Annotated in this window: 1 protein-coding gene; it reads left to right on the top strand. The window is 45.4% G+C overall.

Annotated elements, in window-relative coordinates; translation table 11 throughout:
* Positions 1–1144: tyrosine-type recombinase/integrase (locus tag AAC636_RS12470; RefSeq protein WP_340301756.1), on the top strand; the 1144-nt coding region annotated here is incomplete at its 5' end.
* Positions 1145–1147 lie beyond the last annotated feature (3 nt).

The following is a 1147-nucleotide window of genomic DNA, read 5'->3' as shown; positions in this document are numbered from 1 at the left end:
AGACAAAGTTCCTCACTATTTGATGAATAAAGGTGGAGTGTATTACTTCACCAGATATGTCCCCGCAGACATGCAAAGGCATTATTCAAAGCCTAGGATTGTATTGTGTCTGAAAACTCGCAGTCGGGTGTCTGCACTTAAGGCCAGCGCCATGATTGCTGGCAAACTGGATGACTTCTGGCTTCAGATGAGGGTGTCCAATATGGATGTGCCAGCAGCTTCGCTACTGGTTAAGCCTCATGGTGATGCAGTCAAATCTTCAAATGCGCCCAAACTCTCTGAAGCATTGTTGAATTATTGTGCTTTGAAAGGGGCAGGTAAGTCGAAGCTGTTCAGGGCATCAGCCGAACGTAATATTGGCTATGTCGTTCAATGTCTGAGTGACAAACCTGTCGATGCATATTCAACTTTTGAGGCAAGCAAGTTTCGTGATTGGTTGATTGATAGAGGGTTATCTTCTGCGTCTATCAAGCGTATTTTTGCGACTGTTCGAGCGGTGATTAGCCTCACATTGCGTGAGCATGGAATAGATAGCCGCAATCCATTCAGCGGCACTTATTTGCCTATTGATGAACGTCCCAAGCGTAAAACTATTCCAATCAAAGATGTGCGCAGGATTCAAAGAGAGTGCCTCAAGATAGGTGACGAGCGTAGACTATTGATAGCTTTGCTCTCTGATACCGGCATGAGGTTATCGGAGGCTTTGGGGCTAGTCTGGGATGACATCAATCTTGATCATGATGTGCCTCATATAAATTTGCAGCCCCATCCGTGGAGGTCGTTAAAAACATCGGGTAGTAAACGACTTTTACCCCTAGTTGGTGCGTCTCTTGAGGTGATCAAACTGATGCATAATCAATGCAATACGGGCTTTTTGTTTAAAACCTACTCAAATTCGAATGGCTGCAGTGGCAACTCATGTTCGGCTGCTTTGAATAAATGGATGAAGCAGTTTGGAGAAGGATATGTGCTGCACTCCTTCCGTCATAGTTTTAGAGACAGATTGCGAAATGCTGGGGTTCAATCGGAAATTATTGACCGGTTAGGCGGGTGGTCATCGTCATCAATAGGGCAGGGGTACGGTGAAGGCTACAGTCTTGGGATGCTGAAGGAGCAGATGCTTTTGGGAATGAAGTGGGATTAAAGA

Origin of the sequence: Roseobacter sp. HKCCD5988 (assembly GCF_037830355.1) — a bacterium.
In the GTDB taxonomy this organism is placed as follows: Bacteria; Pseudomonadota; Alphaproteobacteria; order Rhodobacterales; family Rhodobacteraceae; genus M30B80.
The sequence above is the reverse complement of the archived record's forward strand: the minus strand, read 5'-3'. Positions and strand labels throughout refer to the sequence as shown.